We start from the raw sequence: 22134 nt of genomic DNA, 5'->3' as shown, positions 1-22134 counted from the left end.
GCGGCCAGCTCCGCCTCCTGCAGCTGGCTAAGCTCCTCCAGCTCCGCTGCGGTGCTTTGCTGGCTGGCCAGACGGCCTGCCAGCTCCGACGCTTCGCGCTCCCTCTCCGCCAGCTTCGCTGTCAGCTCTGCTGCGGCCTGCTCCTGCGCAGTTGCTGCTTGCTCCTGCTCCGCTAGCCTCGCTGCCAGAGCGAGCGTCTGCTGCTCCTGTGCAGCTGCGGCCTCTTGCTCGCTGCGGTACGCCGCCTCCAGGCGATCGCGTTCCGCTTGCGCCGCTTTCAGCTGCTCCGCTTGGGCGGCCAGCTCCGCCTCCTGCAGCTGGCTGAGCTCCTCCAGCTCCGCTGCGGCGCTTTGCTGGCTGGCCAATCGGCCTGCCAGCTCCGACGCCTCGCGTTCCCGCTCCGCCAGCTTCGCTGTCAGCTCTGCTGCGGCCTGCTCCTGCGCAGCTGCTGCTTGCTCCTGCTCCGCTAGCCTCGCTGCCAGAGCGAGCGTCTGCTGCTCCTGCGCAGCTGCCGCTTCTTGCTCGCTGCGGTACGCCGCCTCCAGGCGATCACGTTCCGCTTGCGCCGCTTTCAGCTGCTCTGCCTGCGCGGCCAGCTCCGCCTCCTGCAGCTGGCTCAGCTCCTCCAGCTCAGCCGCTGCTCGCTCCTGCTCCGCCAACCGGTCGGCCAATGCTGCTGCTTCACGCTCTTGTTCAGCCAAACGATTCGCCAGAGCGGCTGCTTCCTGCTCCTGCTCCGCCAGCTTGCCCGCAAGCTCAGCCGCCGCCTGCTCACGCTCCGCTATGGTAAGCGTCAGCTCCGATACCGTGCGCTCCTGCTCCGTTAAGCGAATTGCCAGATCGGCAGCCGCTTTTTCCTGCAAGGACAACGCCTCATGCTCACCACGATAAGCCGCTTCCAGACGCCCACGCTCCGCCTGCACTACTTTTAGCTGCTCCGCTTGCGAGGCAATTTCCTCTTCTTGCAGCTTGCCAAGCTCCGTAAGCTCGGCGACGGTGCGCTCTTGCTCTGCAAGACGGCTTGCCAAGCCGGCCCCCTCATGCTCTTGCTCCGACAATCGGCTTGCCAACTCGGCGGCCAAGCGCTCCTGCTCTTCCAGCCTGCCCGCGAGCTCAGCAGCGCTGTTTTCCCGTTCACTCAGCTGCCTCGCAAGCTCCGCCGCTGTCCGCCGCTGCACCTCCAGCGCTTCCTTCTCGCTACGGTAAGCCGCTTCCAGACGCTCACGCTCTTCATGAGCGGCCTTCAGCTGCTCCGCCTGCACAGCAAGCTCTTCCTCCTGCAGCTTGCCGAGCTCCGTAAGCTCCGCTGCCGCGCTTTCACGCTCTGCCAGACGGCTCGCCAAGTCAGATGCCTCATGCTCTTGCTCCGTCAACCGGCTTGCCAATTCGGCAGCCCGACGTTCCTGCTCCGCAAGCCTGTCCGCAAGCTCAGCAGCACTGCTTTCCCGCTCGGCCAGCCGATTCGTCAGCTCCAGTGCGCTTTGCTCTTGCTCCGCCAAGCGTCCTGCCAGTGCGGAGAGATTTTGCTCCTTCTCTTCCAATCGAAGAGCGAGTTCTGCTGCCGCCTGCTTCTGCGCTTCAAGCGCCTCGCGTTCACTCCGGTAGGCTTCACCCAACCGGTCGCGCTCCGCAAGCGCAGCTTGAAGCCGCTCCGCTTGCTCGGCAAGCTCAGCCTCCTGCAATCGGCTAAGCTCTTCCAGCTCCGCTGCCGCATTTTGCTGCTCGACCAACCGACCGGACAGCTCTACAGCTTCACTCTCCTGCTCCGCCAAACGGTCCGTCAGCTCAACCAGGCTGCGCTCCCGCTCGGCCAAGCGCCCCGCCAGCTCTCCTGACGTGCGCTTCTGCACCTCTAGCGCTTCCCTTTCGCTTCGGTACGCCGCTTCCAGACGTTCACGCTCCGCAAGCGCTGCTTTGAGCTGTTCCGCTTGCGCAGCCAGCTCCTCTTCCTGCAGCTTGCCGAGCTCCGTAAGCTCCGCTGCTGCGACCTGCTGCTCCGCTAGGCGGCCGGTCAGCTCAGCGACCTCCGCTTCCTGCTCCGCCAGACGCTTTCCGAGCTCCGCCGCAGCGTTTTCTTTTTCAACCAGGCTTTTCAAGAGCTCCGCCGCTTCCTGTTCCTTACCCGCGAGTTGGATGGAAAGCTCCTCGGCCGCACTTGTTTTAGCAGCGAGCTGATCAGCAAGCTCTACAGCCTGCTTCGCTTGTTCTGCCAACGCCTCCCTTTCGCTTCGAATATCCTCCTCCAGCGTCTCGCACTGCTGCTCCAGCTGCAAAATCGCTTTTTGCAGCTTGGCCGATTCGGCCAGTGCCTGCGCCCGCTGTCCTTCCAGCTCGAGTCCGGTTGCTTCCAGCTCCATGGCACGCATTTGCTCAAGCTCCAGCTCCTGCATCAGCTTCAAATGCTGCTCCTTCAGCTGCATCAGCTCTTCCCTGGATTTCTCCAGCTGCTTTTGCTTCTCCAGCGACTCTTCCAGCTCATCCTGCATTTTGAAATAATCATCAGCCATATGTACAGCAGCCAAGACAGCAATCTTTGGCGTATCCAAACGCGGTGAACCCGCGGCAATTCTATGCATTTGGTCGTTTACTTGCGCGACGACGCGTTTCATGTAGGTAGCGCTGGTTCTGGCTACCAATTTATATTGATTGCCGAATATGTCGACCGTCATTTTAATTTTATCTTCATTGCTCACAAGCCTGCGCTCCTTTCGGGACAAGGATAAACGGCTCGCCGTCCCTGCCATTGACGGTTCCCGTTACATAAAAAAAGAGATTCCCTCGTATCCATAAAGGATTCGATACAGGGAATCTCTTTTCCTTCTGTAGCACAAAGCTTTTTATCAAGAAAATAGCAGGATTTGCGCTACTTCCGAAGCTCTGCTCCAAATGTTTCCTCTAACGCGGAAACAACCTTCGCATGCAGCTCGCTTACCTCTTCATCCGTCAAGGTTCTTTCCGGTGTCCGGTATACCAAAGCCAGGGCGACGCTCTTTTTCTCCGCACCCAGACGGTCACCTGTATAGATGTCGAAAACCTGGATGGACTCGAGCAGGCTGCCTGCAACTTCGCGTACTTTGGCCGTCAAATCGCCCACCTGCACCTCGCGGTTCACCACGACGGCAATATCCCGTCCGATGGAAGGATAACGCGGCAAAGGCTGGTACGTAATTTTACTATCCGCAAGAGCGGCTAATTCGCTGAACTCGAGCTCCAGCACGTACGTATCGTCCAAATCCTTCTGCTGCTGCAGCGCCGGATGCAGTTGGCCCAGCGTACCGATCACTTTGGTGCCTTCCGCCGTTTGCAGCGTAATGTGGGCCGTACGCCCCGGATGGAAGCCTTCCGGCTGAGCAGCTGTATAACCAATGCCCTCTATACCCAAATAGCTGATCAGATTCTCAAGCACGCCCTTGAGATCATAGAAATCGACAGCGCCCGATTTGCCCGTCCAGTGCGTATCCTGGCGCTTGCCTGTCAGCAATGCGGACAGCAGCAGCTTTTCCTCCGGCAAGCGGGTCAAAGAGCTCTCGTCCGTGACAAACACTTTGCCGATTTCGAATACGGCGACATTGTCCGTATTGCGGTTGCGGTTGTAAGAGGCCACATCGATCAGATGCGGGATCAGACTTGTGCGCAGCGTGCTGCGTTCTTCGCTCATCGGCATGGACAATGCGATCGGCAATGCGGCTTTATAAGCGCCCGGGAACTCTCGAATCTGATCCGGATGGGTAAAGGAGTACGTAATCGCTTCATGCAAACCGCTGCCTGTCAGCAAATTGCGTGCCAAACGGCGTACGGCTTGCTCCTTCGTCAAAGCACCCGGTGTCGTTACACCTGACATCAATGTGGTCGGAATGTTGTCATAGCCGTACAGACGCGCCACTTCTTCGATCAAATCGACGGCTTTAGTAATGTCTCCGCGACGGGTTGGCACGTGAACGGTAAAGCTCTCGCCCGCTAATTCTGTCGTGAAATGCAAACGATCGAAAATTTCCTTCACCTGCTCCACCGTCAGCTCCGTTCCCAAGTAAGCGTTAATGCGGCTTACTGTCAACGTAATTTGTACCGGCTGATGCTGCTGTGTTACTTTCTCGACGATGCCGTTAGCTACTTGCCCGCCTGCATACTGCGCCATCAACGAAGCTGCACGGTTCAATGCAGGAAGCACCATTTCCGGATTGACTTCCTTCTCAAAACGAAGCGAAGCTTCCGAACGCAAGCCCAACTGGCGGGAAGCCTTGCGTACCGTGCCTCCATCAAACTTGGCTGATTCCAGCAAAATGGATGTCGTTCCTTCCGTCACCTCGGAGTTCTCACCGCCCATGACACCCGCAAGGGCAACCGGCTTCGTGCCGTCGGTGATCAGCAGCATATGCGGCTCCAGCGTACGCTCTACGCCGTCCAATGTTACCAGCTTCTCACCCTGCTGCGCCATGCGAACATCGATATGGCCGCCCGCCAGCTTTTCCGCATCAAACGCATGCAGCGGCTGTCCATATTCCAGCATGACATAGTTTGTAATATCCACGATGTTGTTGATCGGGCGGATGCCTGCCGCCATCAGACGATTTTGAATCCACAATGGGGACGTACCGATGGTTACATTCTCGATATAGCGTGCCGCATAGTGAGAGCATTGCTCCTTCGCCGTGATGTTCACCGAAATTTTGCCTGCTGCCTGCGTGGAGCCGTTAAGCCCTGTTTCCGCATCCGGCAGCTTCACTTCACGGCCCAGAATCGCACCGATTTCATAAGCGGCCCCCAGCATGCTCAGACAGTCCGAACGGTTCGGCGTCAAATCCAGATCCATAACTTCATCGTTGATGCCAAGCACATCAAGGATGCTGTCCCCAATTTGCGTATCCTCCGGCAGCACCAGGATACCTTCCTGAATTTCCTTCGGCAGCAGCTTATCGTTCAAGCCGAGCTCCTTGGCCGAGCAGATCATCCCTTGGGATTCCACACCGCGCAGCTTTGCACGCTTGATTACGAGGCCATCCGGCAGCTTTGCGCCAACAATGGCAACGGGTACCTTTTGACCTGCAGCCACATTTTTCGCTCCGCAGACGATTTGTAAATCCTCGCCTTGACCGACATCTACCTTGCATACGCTCAATTTATCCGCATCCGGATGCTTTTCGCGGGACTTCACGAAGCCTACGAACACCTGGCTTACGCCTTTATTACGGTTTTCCACGATATCCACTTCAATCCCGCTTCGGGTCAGCTTTTCTGCCAGCTCCGCTGCGGTAAAACCAGCCACATCCACATACTGGGACAACCATTGATAAGATACTTTCATGTAAGCTTGACACTCCTCTCTGATTACAAATGGGCAAACTGCTTCAAGAATCGAAGGTCGTTCGTATAAAAATGACGGATATCCTCGATATCGTATTTCAACATGGCAACACGCTCGACGCCAAGCCCGAAAGCAAAGCCGCTGTACTCCTCGGGATCGTAGCCGCCTTTTTCCAGCACGTTCGGATGCACCATGCCGGCGCCAAGAATTTCGAGCCAGCCCGTTTGCTTACAAACGCGACAGCCGGAGCCTCCGCACATTGCACAGGTCACGTCAACCTCAACACTAGGCTCTGTGAACGGGAAAAAGCTCGGACGCAAACGAATTTGCGTATTTTGGCCGAACAGCTCACGCACGAACTGCAGCAGCGTACCTTTCAGGTCGCTCATCCGGATGTTGCGGTCGATCACCAATCCCTCAATTTGTGTAAACATGTGGGAATGGGTCGCATCGTCATCATCGCGCCGGTATACTTTACCCGGACAAATGATTTTAACAGGCACTTCGCCCTTCATTTTCTCCATGGTACGCACCTGCACCGGGGACGTTTGCGTACGCATCAAGATCTCTTCCGTAATATAAAAGGAATCCTGCATATCCCGCGCCGGATGATTCTTCGGTAGGTTCAACGCTTCAAAGTTGTAGTAGTCCTGCTCCACCTCGGGACCTTCAGCAACCGTATAGCCCATCCCGATAAAAATATCCTCGATCTGCTGAATCACCTTCGTCAGCGGATGCGTCGCCCCCTGCGCCGCAGGACGGCCCGGCAGCGTCACATCGATCGTTTCAGCGCTCAGGCGGGCTTCCGTTTCCGCCTTCTGGTATTCGGCCTGCTTGCTCTCGATGACGGCTTCGATGGCTGCACGCACGTCATTGGCCACTTGGCCGATGACCGGACGCTCTTCCGCGCTCAGCGCGCCCATCCCTCTCAAAATTTCGGTGAGCGGTCCCTTTTTACCCATATACTTGATTCTCATGTCCGCCAGCTGCTGCTGGTTCGAGACCTGGGCCAGCTCCTGCAAAGCTTCCGCTTTTAGTGCTTCCAGCCGTTCTTTCATCGGTTTCATCCTCCTTTTTATCTGCACGCAAAAAAGGCTTCTCCATCCCGGTAAGGGACGAAAAAGCCGTGGTACCACCCTTGTTTGAAAATGAGACCTTCACCCTGAAGACGAATGCCTCTCTTCTCACTTCATTGAACATAACGGTTCGAACGCGAACGTTCATGGGCCGGTTCCTTCTACTTGCCTGCGCTGCAAGGCATCGCGGTTTCAAAGGTCTGCTCGGGAGCGAACTTCGGCAGCCTGATTCTATTAGAACCGCTCTCAATCTCCGGCGGCTCCTCCCTGTAATGAGGCACTGCTTACTTTTCTCCGTCAACGCATTTATGCATATGGAACTTTAGAAGTATTATATGCAAATTAAATGCAGGATGCAAGGGGCAGGCTTCGGGCACCCAAAGGCATTGGAGACAAATCGTCCTCAATGACCCTCATAGAACAATCGAAATATGTCGATAAATATCACAGCATTCAAACGCTGAAAAATCGCTTGGAAGGCTTGCGGTTGCAGCAGAACTGTTTCATTTTTCACCCTTTCCAGGTCATGCGTTCTGAGGTAAACCTACATTGGATGAAAGGTCCTTGTGAATAAATGATACTTATTGTCCGTAGATATTAAGATACTTTTTTTATTATAATTAGGAACTATAGTAATCATTTCAACAACTTTCGACATTCACGGGAGGGTAAACTTGTGAATATTCTTTCTAATTTTGGACTCCGGGTGAAGGAGCTCCGTTTAAAATCAGGGATGTCCCAAGAGGTGCTGGCGATTCGTTCCGGCTTGGATCGTTCTTACATCGGAGGGGTTGAGCGCGGCGAGCGTAATGTGTCCTTGCAAAACATCGAGAAAATCACGAATGCGCTGGACGTGGATACGAGTTATTTTTTTGATGACGAAAGGTTTGCCCTGCATTCGGCTTACTTGAAGAGTGAATATAATAAAGCTCTTTCCGAGCGTTTCGCATACCATATCGACTTCGATCATCAAGTCATTGCCTGGCAGGTCAAGGGAGTTTTGAACGTGAACGATGTAAATAAAATCTGCTTCGATCTGAAGCTTGCGTGCACGTACTTGACCAAAGGGCATATTAAGCTGCTGATTGATAACCGGGGGATGATGACGAACGGACAGCCCTTTGTATTCACTCCCGAGGTTAACGAGAAGAATGAAGAGCTCCAACGGTGGATGTTCCCTCACTGCAAAAAGGTCGTCGTGCTGTGCAACTCCAAGCTGATGAAAAACCAATTGGACCGATTAGCCACAAGAAGCGGCATCAATTCCATCTCCCTTCACCTCTTCGGCAAGAACTCCTCTCAAGTCATTCAGGAAGCGTATCAGTTTCTAGAGATCCCCAACAACCAACTCATCACGATATAACCGCTCCTGCTCTTGAGCTTGTTCGACGCAGCTTGAATAAATTTCCCCAGGCTTGGCATTCTATCAGATGAGGACCCGGCATGCCCCTGCTGTCCTCCTCAGGGTTGTTTGAATTCATATTCGTATTCCACTAGGAGGCCTGGAACCTATGCCTGAACAGAAAGCTTTCGGTCAGCCAGATAACCTTAAGGAAGAACGGTCGGACTTACAGCCAGAACGGACAAAGGCACCGACGGATATGCTTAGTGAATTTGTCGAGGAAACAATGGAAAATATACACCATCTTTTCGATGACGCGCAGGCAGACAAGCGCAGGGAGCATTAAATCCGCTCTTCTTTACAGCACAACACAAAAATCCCCACCCTCTGGTGAAGGCGGGGCATACATAGCGAACGTTATTGACTTGACTAGGAAGTAATAAAATCAACGAACACCGCATCTCTCAGCATCCCGTGCCGCGTCCAATTCCGGTATTTCACCTTGGCCTGCAGCTGCGGCTCCAGATATACATAGTCGGCATCCTCATGAGTTATGAGCTCACGGCTTACCACCATGAATTCTTTTTTCTGCAGGGGGCTCATTCCTTCCTCAATTCTCCCTGCAGGACGCCTGACCCCATCGTCGCCTTCCTTGTAAGCAAGCCAACCGAAGCCAGCTTTGTCGAACCCGCCTATCCACACGTTTTCTTCCTTATAGTGAATGATTTTCAACCAATCGTGCGAGCGTCTGGAAACATACAAGCCTCCCTTGCGCTTCGCCACTATGCCTTCACCGGATTGCTCCACAATAAGCTGAAACAGCTCTTCACCCGCCCCATCTGTTTGTGTCACAAGCTTGAAGTAATCGTTCTCCTGAAGCGCCGCCTCCAAAATCGCACGTCTTCGAACCAACGGTAAATTGCGCAGGTCTCTGCCTCTAAGAAACAAAATATCCCATATCCTATAGCTCACAGGCCTGTGCTCTGCAAAGGAGCGTATCGCTTTCTTCTTTGTTAATTGAAGCCGCTCCATCACCAGCTCATGGTCCTCTTGACCGGTTTCGGGGTCCGTAAAGCAAACTTCCCCGTCCAATACCACATCGCCTGAAACAGGAACCGCGTAGAGCTCGGGGTACTGCCTCGTACAATCCTGGTGATTGCGTGTAAATAAACGGGTTTCTACGCCGCTTTTAGATAAAATGAGCCGGTGTCCGTCCATCTTCGGTTCAAACACGTAGGACGGATCGGAAAATGGTTTCTCTCTTGAGTCTAGCAGCATCGGAGAGATAAACATAAGTGCATCACCCAAGTTTTATTTTAACATGAGCTTTGCGATGAATAATTAGGGAAAACATGGGGGAACTTAAGCTTATATTTTATAGAAATGAAGGAGGCCAACAACATGGCAAGAGGTCAATCGAGAAGCAGCAATCAATTGGTAGTGCAGCAAGCAGCATCGGCTTTGGAGCAGCTTAAATATGAGGTGGCACAGGAGCTTGGCATTCAAATCCCGCAGGACGGCTACTACGGTTATATGGCGACGCGGGATACCGGAGCTATTGGGGGCCACATGGTACGCCGCTTGGTGCAAATTGCCGAACAGCAAATTGCCGGCGGCAGCCGGTTCTAATTGTTGCGAACGACGCCAAAGACGCTTCCAAAAACCCGCCATGCGCGGGGATGGAAGCGTCTTTTCTGTTGGAGAAGGCCTACACCTTAATCTGCTTGATCGCCTCTCTCATATCGTGGGTCATTTCACTCAAGGCGGCAGCCGACCCCGCCATCTGTCTTACGACATGAAGCTGGGTATCCGTCAATTCGCGAATTTCCTTCGTCTGCTCCGAGGACGACCTGGCAATATTCGCAATACCGCTGACCGATGCCGCTACTTCCTCCGAGCCTGCGGAAATTTGTTCCGTCGCTGCCGAAATATCCTGAATTTGTCCTGTGACGAACCGGAACATCTCGAAGACGGAGGTAAAATATTGCTCCGCCTGCTGGGACAATTCCGTCCCCGTTCGCACTTCCTGCGATCCCTTCTGCATGGCCTCGCTGATCCGGTTCGATTCGTTATGCACCTTATGGAGCAGGTCACCGATCAGCTCCGCTGAACGGGTGGCATCCTCCGCCAGCTTTCTTACTTCTCCGGCTACAACCGAGAATCCCGCACCCTGCTCACCTGCCCTGGCCGCTTCAATCGAAGCGTTCAATGCCAGCAGCTTCGTCTGATTCGCGATATCCGATATACCCGCCAACGCATTCTCGATCTCCTGCGAGAAGCCTTGAAGAACGATGACCCGATCCAACGCCTCTTCAGCGGCATGCGCGATGGTGTGGATCTGCTCATTCATCTGCTGGATGGAGCTTCTCCCGGACTCTGCGCTCTCCAACGCTTTGGCCGAGGCATCGGAAGCCGTCAACGACGCTTCAGAAATGCGCTGAATCGCGATGGTCATTTCTTCCATCGAACGGCTGCTTTCATCGGAGCTCATACTTTGGACGTAGGCCCCTTCGGCTACTTGACTAATCGCTTGATTGGCCCGGGCATTCATCTCCAACGCATGCTGCGCTTCCGATGCAAAGCGGTCCGTCGATTGCACGAGCTGCTCCGAGGTTTGAGCAACATGCGTGACAATCCCGCCGACGATCGTATTCAGGCTTACGGACATATTCAGCATAGCTTGGTAGACCGCGCCGATCTCATCGGACGATCGAACGGGATGCTGAGTGAGCCAGCGATTCGCTTTGGCAAGCTCCCCGCCGGCAATGCTCTCCGCTCCGATCATGATCGTTTTGAGCGGATGGAGCGCCCGTATGAACGCCCAAGTGATCAATCCCAACCCCAGCAAGGTGAGAAGAGCCATGAGCGAGTAGAAGGGTATGCTGTCCTTTCGGATCTGAGCCGACATCGTATCGATAACCGATGCCTCCGTATCGATGCCAAGCACACCGATAATTGTACCGTCCGGCCGCTTCACGGGTGCGTAAGAGGAAATGTACTTGCCGTATTGCGGATTATCAATGACATCCGAGCTCGCCGTATGTCCGCCTAACAGCGTTTTCACCGCTTCCTCGGGAATATCGGTCACTTCATTAATCGGGGATGCTGACTTCTCATCCTTCGGTTGGCCGTCGATCATGATCAAGGGCCGCTGGCTGTCATCGATCTTTACCAGGTACACATACAGGGCGCCGATCTGCTGGCGGTACACGTTCAGCTCCTGCCGTATCGACCAGTACAGATCATTTTCCTCCGGCTTCTTCAAAAATTGATCAAATCGCCCGGTATCCATTTGTTTCGCATAGCTGTCCGCCATTCGGGTGCCAAAGTTGGTTATGACGCCTTTCGCCGCTGTTTCGATGTTCCGGATTTGTAAAAATACGTAGCCCGCAGAGAGCAGCAGGATAATCCCCATCACTACGGCGGACATCCGAAGCGCCAATCTCTTTTGGATCCATCTAAAGCCCTTCATTTGAATCATGCCCCTTTTTTAGTATGGAAAAACGATACAATTCGACACATCCATTTTCTTTTCGACATGTTTGTCGTTTCCCCTTCCGGCTTCGGGCGATTTGACTAACTCTTTATTTTCACAAGCATAGGACCCACAAAGAGAAAGCCCGCAAGAAAGCACTTAATCAAGCGCTCCTCTTGCAGGCTGTACTTCCTCTCAAGCGATGAACTCCCTTTCCCCCTGCACTTGTGCAAGGGCTTAAAGGAGCTATTTTCATTTTTATGGATTTCATGGGAATTTATAAAATCTTTACGTCGTTATGACACTGCGTTAATAAAGGGCTGTTACAATGACCTCATATTAATCAAATGATTTTACTAATTAAGATCGAGGTGAGGGTATGAATGCTTTGAAGCTAAGGGAGAATATGGCCGGTTATGTACTGCTGCTTCCTTCGCTGCTCCTGTTGATCGTGTTTGTGATGATTCCTATTGTTTACAGTGCCGGTCTAAGCTTGTTTTCATGGGACATGATGAGGCCGAAGCCAACGTTTATCGGATGGAAGAACTACGTAACTTTATTCCACAACGAAAGCTTTTACAATACGTTATGGCGGACGCTCCTTTACGCCGTCTTGACGGTACCGACCTCGATGATTTTGTCGCTAGGCTTCGCTCTATTGCTGGATAAGGGGCAGCGCTTTGTGCTTTCGATTTACCGCTCCTTGTTTTTTGCGCCTATTGTGACGTCTACCGTCGCCATCTCCGTGGTATGGATGTTCATCTACCATCCCGATTACGGTATGGCCAATGCAATTTTGAAGTGGTTCGGCCTGGCGCCTCTGCGCTGGCTGAACGATTCCCAGACGGCTTTGCTTTCTCTAGCCATTATGGCTGTGTGGAAGCATATGGGGTTTTGCGTCATCATTTATTTGGCCGGTCTGCAGGGAATTCCCGCTGAACTGGAAGAGGCGGCCAAGATCGATGGAGCGGGGCTGCTGCAGAGATTATGGAGCATCAAGCTTCCGCTTCTGACGCCGACGATGTTTTTCCTTCTCATTTATTTGACGATCGAACAGCTGCAGACGTTTACGCAAATCGATGTCATGACCAAGGGAGGGCCAGCGGGAAGCACGGAGCTCATCGTGATGCATCTGTGGAATTATGCTTTTGAACGGTTCCAGATGGGCTACGCTTCAGCCATTGCCATGGTCCTGCTGGGTATTATCCTGCTGCTGACGTGGATTCAGATGAGGCTGGTCGGCAAAAAAGTGCATTATCAATAAACATGGGAGGCGAAATGAGATGCATGGTATGAACGAGGCCGTAAGAAATAGAGCTGCTCTTCGCAGCCGTACGAAAGGGCTTCAGCCAAAGGCGCTTCTGTTAAAGTATTCCGCAACGGCTCTAAAGCATGTGGTGTTGATCGGCGCTTCCCTGGTGATGGGTTTTCCCTTTCTGTGGATGATGATCAGCTCGTTGAAGCTGCCGGATGAAATATTCGGCGGGGGGCTGCTGAGCCTGCCGAGCACATGGAACTGGAGCAACTATGTACAAGCCTGGCATAGAGCGCCGTTCGACCGCTTTTTTCTCAACAGCCTGATCGTATCCGTCTGTACCGTCATCGGCCAACTGATTACGTGCAGCATGGCTGCCTATGCCTTTGCTTGCGTGGACTTTAAGGGGAAAAACGGCTGGTTTCTGCTCTTTATCGCCACCACGATGATTCCTTTTGAATCGACGATGATTCCTTCCTACCTGGTGATCAAGTCTCTGGGGCTGATCAATACGCATTTGGCGCTCATTGTGCCCAGCCTGACGAGCGTATTCGGAATTTTTCTGCTGCGGCAGTTTTTCTTGACGATTCCGAGAGACCTGCTGGATGCGGCCAAGATCGACGGCTGTTCTCATTTCTCCATCTTATTCCGCATTGTTCTGCCTTTAGCGAAAACGATTTCGGCGACGCTCAGTCTGTTCGCGTTTATTCATTCCTGGAACAATTATTTGTGGCCGCTGCTCGTGACGAATACGGCTCAAATGCGAACGGTACAGGTCGGTCTGAGATATATGATCGATAAGGAGCTCGGCACCCAATGGCCGCAGCTGCTCGCTGCTTCTACCTTCGTCATTCTGCCCATTTTGCTGCTGTTCCTGTTTCTGCAAAAATATTTTGTCCGCGGTATGGTCACCAGCGGTCTGAAATAATGCAAACAATCCAAGGAGGATGAAATCATGAAGAAAAAAGCAGCGCTTGCCCTTGCCGCCGGACTGGCTATTTTATCGGGATGCGGAGGACAGGGAGGTACAAGCTCGCAAGAAGCCTCGCAAACGGCCGCAAACGGCGCTATTACTTTAAAGATGTGGTCGACGGAAAAGGATGGATTGAAGAGCTACATGGACGCGTTCCAGGTCGCAAATCCGAATATTAAGGTTGAAGTAGAGTTTATGGGCGATTATGATGAAATGGCTAAAAAGGTACAAGCCGGGATTGTGTCGAACAGTCTGCCCCATCTTGTCCAATTAGGCCAAAGGCATGCGATCCCGCAAATCGCGGACAGTGGAAAGCTGCTTCCAATTGAGAGCTTTATGTCCAAAGGGGAAATAGATAACATTTTGCCGGGGTTTTGGCAGCGGTACACGTATAAGGACAAGAAATGGGTGATCCCGTTCCAGAGCAGTACGCCGGTGATGTACTATAATAAAACGATGTTCGACAAGCAGGGCTTGAAGGCTCCGGATACATGGGACGAGCTGATCGAAACCGGGAAAAAGCTGAGCGGCAATGGAATTTGGGGTTTGAACCTGAATAACGATAGCCCTTGGTATTTTCAAGCCATGGTATGGAACCGCGGGGGACGAATGATCAAGCAGGACGGCGCCCCTAATGTGAACAGCAAGGAAGTGGTGGAGACGCTGAAATCGTTCCAGGATGCGGTGCACACTTCCAAAATCATGCCGCCGAATCAGATCAAGACGTCGGGTGAGGATTTTATGGCGGGCAAGCTGGCGATGCTGTTCCGGTCCGGATCGTCGCTCTCTGCTTTGAAAAAGCAGGTCGGCGATAAATTTGAAATTGGCGTCGCTTATTTGCCGAAGGTGAAGGAGCGTTGGGTGCCGACGGGCGGCAACGGCCTGGGTATTTTCCAATCCGATAAGGCTCATGAAGAAGCTGCGTGGAAATTGGTATCGTTCCTGACGAGTGCGGACATCACGGCCAAAAACTCGATGAGTACCGGCTACATTCCGGTGAATAAAACAGCCTATGAGCTGCCCGACTTCAAACAGCACTTTACCAAAGCTCCTGACTTCAAGGTCACCATCGATCAAACCCAATATTTGCGCGGGGAGGGCATTCATCCGGCTGACGCGCTTATCTGGTCCGGCGTGGTGAAGGCGATCGAGGCCGTACATAACGATCCGCAGGCCGATCCGCAAAAGATCATGGATTCGCTGCAGAACGAAGTCAACGACTATATGAAATCGTATAAATAAGGTACACGATCCGTACCATCACTCAAGAGCGGCATTGGCGAACACGTGTGTTCCGCCAATGCCGTTTAGATAAAGGAGAATCGAGTCTATCATGATGAATTTAGCTCACCGGGGCGCCTCGCACTATGCGCCGGAAAACACGTTAGCAGCCTTCTATAAAGGCTTGGACCTGGGGGCCAACGGCCTGGAAACAGACCTGCGAAGGTCCAAGGACGGCGTCATTATCCTGCACCATGACGATCGACTGGATCGAACAACTAACGGGACCGGACATCCGTCAGACTACACCTGGAAGCAATTGCAGAAGCTTGATGCAGGCTCATGGTTTTCTGATGGGTACATCGGGGAACGGCTCGTGTGCCTGGACACCTTTCTTCAGGCTTTTGGCCGCAAGCCCATTCATCTTGCCCTGGAGCTGAAAGAGCTAGGGCTGGAGGAGGAGGTGCTCCATGCTCTGGAAAAGCATGAAGTCACCGGGAACATTACGATCACCTCGTTTCAGGATGAGATTTTGCAAGCGGTCCGCAGGGTGGATGGCACGATCCGTCTGGGGCATTTGGTTCAGCATTGGGATGAGCAGCATCTGGAACGTTTGAAGGCGATCGGGGTGATCCAGATATGCCCACGAGCTGACGCAGTCTCTGAGGAAAAGGTGCGGCTGCTGAAGCAGCAAGGCTTTGAGGTTCGAGCTTGGAAGGTCAACAGCGAAGCATTAATGGAGCATTGTCTTCACTGCGGTATAGATGGCATGACAATTAATTTCCCCGACAAATTAGCAGAGGCTTTGCGGTCATAGTATAATAGCAGCAGATTGGACGGGAAGGATGTCATACTTATGCGGGGCAAATCGGATAGCAACAGTCATCAGCGCATGAAGCTGGAGAATCGGACCCAGGTTCTGACTTTGCTGCATCAAGAGTCGCTTCTGTCCAGAGTGGAGCTGGCGGAGAGAACGGGCTTGACCAAGCAGACGGTGACCAATATCATTCAAGAGCTGCTCTCCCAGGAATTGGTGGCCGAGGATTCAACCCGTGAGGGAGACAGCGCAGGCCGGAGGCCCATTTTGCTGCGGCTTCGGCGGGAGAGCCTGTTTTCGGCGGGCATTCAAGTGACGCGCAAATATATTCGAGGATTGATTCTGAATCATGACGCTGCCGTTCTGTACGAGACGGAAACGCTCCTGGACCCGGTGCTCATGGATCACGAGGACTGCGGCGCTTACGTTGTGTCTAACATTCGTAACACGGTATTTCGCTTGCTTCGGGAGCTGCCTGAAGAAGGGAATTTTCTCGGCTTGGGGATCGGCCTGCAGGGGATTATTGACAGCGGAGGCGGAATCGTAAAGTTTTCGCGGTATTTAAAATTGTTCGATTACCCGATGGAGGCTAATTTTCGTAAGGAGTTTCCTTTTCCGGTAAGCGTGGATAATCTGGTGCGGGTTTTTGCCGCAGGCGAGGTCTGGTTTCATAAACAGAGCACGCTGAAGCATGTGTTATGCGTTTACTTGGACCAAGCGGTAGGGGGAGCGATTCTGATCGACGGCAAGCTGTACACGGGCAGCGATTGGCAGGCCGGCAAATTCGGGCATACCAAGGTGGTTCGGGGAGGGAAACTGTGCCGCTGCGGTAGAAAGGGCTGCCTGGAGGCTCATATCTCGATCCCGAACATTCTGGAGAGGCTGGATCACAAGTACGCTTCCCTGGACGATTTGCTGAGCAACCTGAAAAGCTCGGAAGAGCGCCAGTTGATGGACGAGGTAGGCCATCATCTGGGCTTTGCCCTTGGCAACGCGATCAATCTGCTGAACCCGGAGATGGTTATTATCGGGGGGGAGCTGACGAAGGCAGGCGCGTGGTTCGATCGGGCTATGCGGGAGGAAATCCGGGAAACGGTCAGCATTCCGAATAACCACACCCCGGTTTATATGACGCACTACAATCAGAACAACGGCAGTATTGGCGCGGCCGCACTTGTTTTTCACCGTTGGCTGACTGATCCTGTGCAGGTGCCCGTGGCGGAGATCAAGGCGTGGATCAAGACGCAGGAAGATAAGAAGTGATGAGTATGCGGGTACACATTGATTCTTGTACACCTTTATTGCCGGACCGCGACTTGCTTACAGTATCATGCTCAGAATGTGCCCTAATATTTGAAGACGTGGGCTTATTGGAACAAGCAGAAACAAGGGGGGAGCGTAAGTCGATTCCCCTTGTTCGCCCTTATTCAGTCGCAGGCTATTTTCTTGGCACAGCCGCCCTCGCTCATCTAACTCATTCATTCTTTCTCGTCAAAATAGGAACCATTGAAAGAATGGCAAAAAACCATGCTGTCAAATAAGGTATGATAGGCTTCGTCTATCAATATTCGTTTAAACCATTGCGCAACTTCCTTCGGATCGTTACGGAATACACCGCAGCCGTTCCCTGCTGATTTATTTAGAAGCCTTGCTCCACAATATCGAGCGTTTCCTTCGCGATCCGTGACCCGACTTCTTTATTCCTGTTGTGCCTATTCATAAAAACCAACTCCGTTTGCTTCATGTATCCTTCGATTCGGGGGGCCATCGATACAAGGTGACTTGAACATCCTTGAACACATCGCGGATCATGGCTGAGACGGCTTCCCAATCTCCTCCACCCCGGTCACATCCGATCTTGTATGGAAGGGCCACCGAAAACTGCTTCGCTTTGGCAACAGCATAGACCTGCTGTAACGCGCTTCGTAAAGCCTCATCATTCGTATATTTCCTGCCATCCGTGCCATAGCGTTCTTGTCCGAACAGGTTAGCCACATACCGTTCCCCTGTCTGACCGACCTCAACAAATTGGCATTTTCCAAGCAAGTCCTCATGGTGCATATGGCAAAATTGTACGTATTCCTTATACACATGAGGATACTTCCGTTTGATCTGCTTGGCGACCCCGGAACCCATCACCGCCTGACAGTTTACCTGATGCCCGATGATTTGCTCCGTCGCTTTCAGCAGGTCTCCTTCAACAAGGTGCATGGTCATGAGCTTGCCTCCCCTTTTTTATTGGAATCACTCCTTGCTTGCTTTTCTTCAGTACCTGTTCCAATTCGAGTTAAACCGGTACAGCTTGGACGGTCGGTGACCCGCGTCCTTTGTATATTCATTGGTCTCTACAACCATGTTAGCTATCTTTCTTCGGAAGGCAGCAGCCAATAGCTCTTTGCCCAGAATAACCTCATATACCTGCTGCAGCTCTGAGAGTGTGAACAGCGGAGGCATCAGGTTGAAGACAATATCCGTATACTCGATTTTGTTTTGCAGCCGCCGGATGGCGTATTCAATGATTTGAGCATGGTCGAACGCGATACCCTTGCATTCCACTATCTCTGTGATCATTTTGGTGGAACGTCCCTTCAAGGTCTCCACGATTTTTATCGTGGCCGTCAGCAGCTCCAACTCCCCTTTTAGGGCGATCTTCATGAGCTTCTCGTATTCAAAGCCGTCATCGAAATTCGTCCTCTTCTCCTGAAACAAATCGTATGTGACCTCAAACCAGCGGGCTTCGTCCGCATCGTCCCCTGCTTTTACATCCATTGCAGTACGGTCAACCAACGCCATGTAGGAACAGCTGATGACCCGGGTACGCGGATCTCTGCCGACATCGCCCCACGTAAACAATTGCTCCATATAGATCGAATCAATATTCGTCTCGCTCTTCAGCTCGCGCTGAGCCGCTTCCTCAATGCTCTCATGCATTGCAACGAAGCCTCCCGGTAAAGCCCATTGACCAAGATAAGGATGCTCCCCTCTCTTGATGAGCAGCAGCTGCAAGGCTTTCTCGGGCAACTTTCTGTAATTGTCCTGTTCCTTATCCGTCACTGTAAAAATGAGCATATCCACTGTGACGGAGGGCCGCTCATATAAGCTCACATCGTACGACTGCAAAAATTCCTTTTCCGTGAGACCGCTGCGGTCACGCAATTCCATCGCATCCATTTGTCGCATCACCTGATATATATTATTTGTTATTATCAATATGTTATTAACTATGTGTCAATATATACCACAGTGGACTGTCGGGTGTCAATACTTACCCATAAGGAGAAATTCGAGAAATCTCTTTTCAATTATCCTTTTTAAAATTGTTAGTCATATTTTTCATAGAATCGGAATACTAGTTTAGTAGAGGATCACAAAGGGGAGATGACAATGGGTGCCTTTAAAAAATGGACCGGCCTTTTCAGCGCTAAATTGAATGATGCTTATCAAACCTTCCAGGTTTGCGCACCTCGCGATTACTTTAAACGTGCGGATGCTTTTATTGAGGATGTAAGATATTTGACTAAAGAATCGCTACAAGGGCTGAATAAAGCGTTTCTCGCCAAACTATTGTTTGATAATTTTCTTGAGAAAATCAGGCAGGATGAAGATCTTTACGACTATTTATGTTCCTTGAGCGATGCTTACGGGAGTCTCCTTCATCACTCAGCTGATTCTTTTAACACGAAGGGAGCTTCTGCTAGGGAATTAAAATCTGCACGGGGGACACCCAGGTTCAGCTGGAAAATGAATTCATACCCGGTTAAGAACGAAGACAACGACCACCTTGCGCTGTCTATTAAACTGCATGCCAGCGAGGTCAGCCGTGTCGAAGTGTTTTTTGACGATTTGCGCTGGGCGCGTCAACCTCTGGATATGGAGATCGATGAGCTCCTTTCGCTACTATTTATTGAATTTATTACCGCGGTGCGGAGCGGTCTGACCCAGGAGACCAAGGAGGAGATCATTGATTTTATTCTTGCGAAGTGGGAAGAGCGGGGGTAAATACTCAAATGCTTGAACCTGCAATTTATCATTCACTAGACAATTACAATGGAATCTTATATAATTTGCTACAAGCCTTATGTAAAAAGCTCGATGATTTCAGGCTCTATCCCTTGCGGGTGTAGTTCAATGGCAGAACTCCAGCTTCCCAAGCTGGTGGCGTGGGTTCGATTCCCATCACCCGCTTAAATTTTAAAACCGCGTTCTGGAACCACAACACACTAACTGGTTGGGACACTGCATCCCCATCCGGAAGGTGTGTTTTTTGTTATGAGATGGCCCAAACAGCACCAGCCCAGTTAGGCCGTATTGCCTGACTGGGCTTTCTTCTGCCGTCTAAAGTACCTGTTCGGGCATTTTTCCTTGAACGCCTTTGTTAAGTAAGACCTATTGCTTGTTATCCTGCAGCAACCTTTTGATTTCTGCGAGATCAGTCCCGACTTCCTTGCGGAACGCTGCGAAATCCGCCTCAAGGCGATGAAGGTGCCCCTGCATATCGTCGATTTCCTGCTGAGCCCGATAATTGATCGCAAAATCAATAACCGACTCCTTCTTGTCTCTTGAGGCTTGCCGGTTCTGACTCATCATAATAATCGGGGCCTGAAATCCCGCGAGAAAGGATAGCACCAAATTCAACAAAATGAAGGGTGCTTCATCAAAGTGGATGACTTTGGTAAAAGACAAAGAATTAATTAGGATCCATAGGGCAAGAACGATAAAGAATAAAACAATAAATCTCCAGCTGCCGCCGAAGGAAGCGATGCGATCCGCTAATTTATCCGACCAGTGGGTTGAACTGGAGTATTCCTCATCTATTCGGGCATGGATATGGCTCTCAAATTCCTCTACCAGCCCTTTGATGCGCTCGTCGTAGTCTTTCAAATGCTTGCTGTACATCTCGTTCATATCCTCGCCTCCTTCGCCGTACATGCTCTTGTTCTACTACAATTGGTTTCCTGCGCCCCACTGCGCCAGCTGATGCCGGAAGGCTTCCTTGTTCTTCTCGAATTGCGATTTTCTATGACCGTTGGCTCCTGAAGGATGAGGAAAATCGAACAGGCATCGGTCCGCATCCAGCACACCCTCGCGAACGAAGCTTCGCAGCACATCGGATACCGATTTACCGAGCGGGATCATGAAGGCATCCTTCGTTTCCTTCAACTCCCTTTCCGCCATCTCAGATGCATACCTGCTCAGTATGGGGCTTTTTAACATGTCGGGCTGATGTCCGGTATAGTTCTCCCCCTTGATAAAAACAGGATAGCGCAGCACAGAGGTCGTATGCAGCCTATCTCTGAACTCGCCAAACAAGGCCTCACTGGACGGGAGACCGATCGCCTCCGGCAAGCCCAATTCATCCAGCATCGCAATCAGATTACTGCGCATGGAGCCGGCAAAGCTGGCTGACTTCTTGGCTCTTTTCTCCATATCCGCAAAGGAAACCCCGTCCAGCAAGTCTTGTCTCGCTTGACGAACCCCGATTTCCATCTGCGTAAACCCGGGCGTGATCCCGATGATCATCAGCTTGGCTTGGTTATTGATATAATCCATGGGGGCATAGTAGATTCCCAGATCGCCCTGCTCCTCGATCAGAAGCTCGGGCACCAGCAGCTCCTTCTTGGTTAAAGGGCCTGGCGGCAGAGAGAGGATGTAGTTGATATAATTTTGCAGATGTGGTGGCAAGCCGCGTAAATCCCTTCTATATAAAATCTCAATTCAATTACAAGTGCAGGTCGAACACTTCCTGTGATTTGACCCGGGTATAACCTATTTGTTCATAAAAACGATGCGCATCCAATCGCTGCCCGCCGGACCGCACCCGAACCGCACCATACTTCTGCTCTCTTGCCCAGTCCTCGCAGGCTCTCATCAGCATCCTGCCTATCCCTTGCCCTCTACAGCGGCTATGTACGACCAAGCCTCCGATCTCAGCGAAAGCAGCACTTTCGATCAGGTGTCTTCCTTGAATGTGGGCCCATCCAACAACCTCCTCCTCCGCTTCCATCACAAACACAGCGTGAACCTCGTCAGACAGCAGGTTCATCAGACGCTCTTCGATTTGTTCTTCCGTGGCCGCATAGCCCAATTGATTCGATAATTCCGCTATATGCCGCGCATCCGCTTGCCGGGCCCTTCTAATATGCATTCAGCTGCCCTCCCCAGAGGATGGATTCTCTTGTAGTATACCATGCTCCGCCATTTTCTTTATGTATTCGTTACGCCTGATCAAAAACCGTTTCATATACTTTTCAAGAAACAAAGCATCTGCTATGCGTCCAAGCAAACCGAATGGAGATTCATAATCGAATGTATCGATCATGTGCGTCCCCTCCGCCACAGCCACAAACTCATGGGTATGCCGGAATCTTTTGAAAGCACCGTGAACCATCTCGTCTACAAAATAGTAGGGCCGCTCCAGCTCCGCAATTCGCGCCGTCAGTCTCTGCCTGATGCCAAAATGAACCGCTTCCCACGTTACCGTCTCTCCCAGCTCAATCAGCCCGGTCGTTCGCCCGGCTATCGCTCTTTCTCTTGTCTGCGAGGCAGACGCTGCATGAATATCTATGCTCCTCGCCAAATCAAAGCACCGGTCAACCGGGGCTTGAATGATGAACTCCGTACGTATCAGCGGCACAGCCTTCCCTCCCCATGCAAAAAACGCAACCTTGTTTTG

The 22134-nt window shown here is 52.0% G+C and carries 19 protein-coding genes, 1 tRNA gene and 1 pseudogene; 10 read left to right on the top strand and 11 right to left on the bottom strand.

Features of this window, described 5'->3' with window-relative positions; all coding sequences use genetic code 11:
- The 3 genes and pseudogenes from CF651_RS17330 to pheS form a co-directional block, all read right to left on the bottom strand.
- Positions 1-2693 (bottom strand): annotated as a pseudogene (locus tag CF651_RS17330) (cell division protein ZapA); the annotation flags it as partial.
- A gap of 170 nt (positions 2694-2863) precedes the next feature.
- On the bottom strand, positions 2864-5302 hold the full coding sequence (gene pheT, locus CF651_RS17320; RefSeq protein WP_094016109.1) for a phenylalanine--tRNA ligase subunit beta: 2439 nt from the start codon (positions 5300-5302) through the stop codon (positions 2864-2866).
- Positions 5303-5325: 23 nt separating this feature from the next.
- Entirely contained in the window at positions 5326-6360 is a 1035-nt protein-coding gene (gene pheS, locus CF651_RS17315) for a phenylalanine--tRNA ligase subunit alpha (RefSeq protein ID WP_094016108.1), read from the bottom strand.
- 694 nt (positions 6361-7054) lie between these two features.
- Here pheS and CF651_RS17310 point away from each other — a divergent pair.
- Both CF651_RS17310 and CF651_RS32330 read left to right on the top strand, forming a co-directional pair.
- On the top strand, positions 7055-7741 hold the full coding sequence (locus CF651_RS17310; protein WP_245855980.1) for a helix-turn-helix domain-containing protein: 687 nt from the start codon (positions 7055-7057) through the stop codon (positions 7739-7741).
- A gap of 148 nt (positions 7742-7889) precedes the next feature.
- Positions 7890-8066 carry a hypothetical protein gene (locus CF651_RS32330; RefSeq protein ID WP_179232852.1) on the top strand — a complete coding sequence of 59 codons (177 nt, stop codon included), beginning with the start codon at positions 7890-7892 and terminating at the stop codon, positions 8064-8066.
- 83 nt (positions 8067-8149) lie between these two features.
- Here CF651_RS32330 and CF651_RS17305 read toward each other — a convergent pair whose 3' ends face one another.
- Positions 8150-9013, bottom strand: coding sequence for an ATP-dependent DNA ligase (locus CF651_RS17305; RefSeq protein ID WP_094016107.1), 864 nt, complete (start codon positions 9011-9013; stop codon positions 8150-8152).
- Positions 9014-9121: 108 nt separating this feature from the next.
- Here CF651_RS17305 and CF651_RS17300 point away from each other — a divergent pair, with 108 nt between their 5' ends.
- Entirely contained in the window at positions 9122-9349 is a 228-nt protein-coding gene (locus CF651_RS17300; protein ID WP_094016106.1) for an alpha/beta-type small acid-soluble spore protein, read from the top strand.
- A 79-nt stretch (positions 9350-9428) separates the two neighbouring features.
- On the opposite strand, the gene CF651_RS17295 is transcribed toward CF651_RS17300, so the two are convergent.
- Positions 9429-11192 (bottom strand): methyl-accepting chemotaxis protein, encoded by a 1764-nt coding sequence (locus CF651_RS17295; protein WP_179232851.1) that lies wholly within the window; start codon positions 11190-11192, stop codon positions 9429-9431.
- Positions 11193-11574: 382 nt separating this feature from the next.
- Between CF651_RS17295 and CF651_RS17290 the strand changes: the two genes are divergently transcribed.
- The 5 genes from CF651_RS17290 to CF651_RS17270 all read left to right on the top strand — a co-directional run bounded on the left by CF651_RS17290 (position 11575) and on the right by CF651_RS17270 (position 16724).
- Positions 11575-12459: a carbohydrate ABC transporter permease gene (locus CF651_RS17290; protein WP_094016104.1), complete on the top strand. Its 885-nt coding sequence runs from the start codon at positions 11575-11577 to the stop codon at positions 12457-12459.
- 19 nt (positions 12460-12478) lie between these two features.
- Positions 12479-13378 (top strand): carbohydrate ABC transporter permease, encoded by a 900-nt coding sequence (locus tag CF651_RS17285; RefSeq protein ID WP_094016103.1) that lies wholly within the window; start codon positions 12479-12481, stop codon positions 13376-13378.
- Between the two features lie 27 nt (positions 13379-13405).
- On the top strand, positions 13406-14665 hold the full coding sequence (locus CF651_RS17280) for an ABC transporter substrate-binding protein (RefSeq protein ID WP_094016102.1): 1260 nt from the start codon (positions 13406-13408) through the stop codon (positions 14663-14665).
- Between the two features lie 91 nt (positions 14666-14756).
- On the top strand, positions 14757-15461 hold the full coding sequence (locus CF651_RS17275; RefSeq protein WP_094016101.1) for a glycerophosphodiester phosphodiesterase: 705 nt from the start codon (positions 14757-14759) through the stop codon (positions 15459-15461).
- Between the two features lie 39 nt (positions 15462-15500).
- Entirely contained in the window at positions 15501-16724 is a 1224-nt protein-coding gene (locus CF651_RS17270; protein ID WP_094016100.1) for an ROK family transcriptional regulator, read from the top strand.
- Positions 16725-17201: 477 nt separating this feature from the next.
- Here the strand turns inward: CF651_RS17270 and CF651_RS17260 are convergent, their stop codons facing one another.
- A complete protein-coding gene (locus CF651_RS17260) occupies positions 17202-17678 on the bottom strand; it encodes a macro domain-containing protein (protein WP_094016098.1) in 477 nt (158 codons plus the stop codon).
- Between the two features lie 48 nt (positions 17679-17726).
- Positions 17727-18632, bottom strand: coding sequence for an NUDIX hydrolase (locus CF651_RS17255; RefSeq protein ID WP_094016097.1), 906 nt, complete (start codon positions 18630-18632; stop codon positions 17727-17729).
- Between the two features lie 213 nt (positions 18633-18845).
- Here CF651_RS17255 and CF651_RS17250 point away from each other — a divergent pair, with 213 nt between their 5' ends.
- On the top strand, positions 18846-19460 hold the full coding sequence (locus CF651_RS17250; RefSeq protein WP_094016096.1) for a hypothetical protein: 615 nt from the start codon (positions 18846-18848) through the stop codon (positions 19458-19460).
- A gap of 115 nt (positions 19461-19575) precedes the next feature.
- Positions 19576-19646: transfer RNA gene (locus tag CF651_RS17245), tRNA-Gly, on the top strand.
- Between the two features lie 201 nt (positions 19647-19847).
- Here CF651_RS17245 and CF651_RS17240 read toward each other — a convergent pair.
- From CF651_RS17240 to CF651_RS17225, 4 genes are read right to left on the bottom strand one after another with little or no spacing between them, the layout of a single operon-like run.
- Positions 19848-20366 carry a DUF1003 domain-containing protein gene (locus CF651_RS17240; RefSeq protein WP_245855978.1) on the bottom strand — a complete coding sequence of 173 codons (519 nt, stop codon included), beginning with the start codon at positions 20364-20366 and terminating at the stop codon, positions 19848-19850.
- Between the two features lie 36 nt (positions 20367-20402).
- Positions 20403-21143 (bottom strand): uracil-DNA glycosylase family protein, encoded by a 741-nt coding sequence (locus CF651_RS17235; RefSeq protein WP_094016094.1) that lies wholly within the window; start codon positions 21141-21143, stop codon positions 20403-20405.
- A 37-nt stretch (positions 21144-21180) separates the two neighbouring features.
- Positions 21181-21606 (bottom strand): GNAT family N-acetyltransferase, encoded by a 426-nt coding sequence (locus tag CF651_RS17230; RefSeq protein WP_094016093.1) that lies wholly within the window; start codon positions 21604-21606, stop codon positions 21181-21183.
- Complete coding sequence (locus tag CF651_RS17225; protein ID WP_094016092.1) at positions 21607-22095, bottom strand: SRPBCC family protein; 489 nt, start codon at positions 22093-22095, stop codon at positions 21607-21609.
- Between the last annotated feature and the right edge of the window lie 39 nt (positions 22096-22134).

The organism is Paenibacillus rigui (assembly GCF_002234615.1).
Taxonomy (GTDB): domain Bacteria; phylum Bacillota; class Bacilli; order Paenibacillales; family NBRC-103111; genus Paenibacillus_S; species Paenibacillus_S rigui.
The sequence above is the reverse complement of the archived record's forward strand: the minus strand, read 5'-3'. Positions and strand labels throughout refer to the sequence as shown.